Source organism: Oleiphilus sp. HI0067, assembly GCF_001635735.1.
The window spans coordinates 1-613 of record NZ_LWFI01001336.1; the positions used below are offsets into that span (position 1 = coordinate 1).

Consider the following 613-nt stretch of genomic DNA (forward strand, 5'->3'; position numbering starts at 1 on the left):
ATATGCCTTCTTTAGACACTAATGATTCACTGATATACGTCAGTGAATATAGTTGTTTACAGGTTTTGTCCGCTTCATTGGGTTCGAGTGTGTGAGATATATCAGATCGACCGTTAGCATCACGTAACTTTTCTCTATACATCGCACGGTCTGCATGCTGTATTAGAGACGTGTAGTCTTTCCCGTCAGCAGGAAATGTTGTTGCACTGATCGAAATAGAGTAATCTTCATAAGCAATATTTTTACTTAGCTCACTCGCATACCTTGCGGTAATGAATTTTAGTTTTGAGTTGTTTTTCAACTCAGATATGACAACCACGAACTCATCACCACCGATTCGAGCACATAAGTCTTCTTGACGAGTTAAAGCACTGATTCGTTTTGCGATGCTCTTGAGTACTGCTTCCCCTGCCTCATGCCCGTGTAGATCATTAATTGGTTTGAAGTTGTTCAGGTCAATAAACAAGATTGCGAACAAACGGTTTGATCTATGTGAACTACTGATGAGCATGTTCACGAATTCTTCGAGTTTGCGTCTTGTAGATAAGCCCGTTAACTGATCATGCGTCGCTTCCTTGACCAGCTTTTCGCACAGCGAAACTTCTTTGCTAAT

General features: G+C 40.9%; 1 protein-coding gene. It reads right to left on the reverse strand.

Features of this window, described 5'->3' with window-relative positions; genetic code table 11:
* The coding region (locus tag A3739_RS21210) for a diguanylate cyclase (RefSeq protein WP_231877121.1) at positions 1-517 on the reverse strand (517 nt) is incomplete at its 3' end.
* Positions 518-613: the final 96 nt, after the last annotated feature.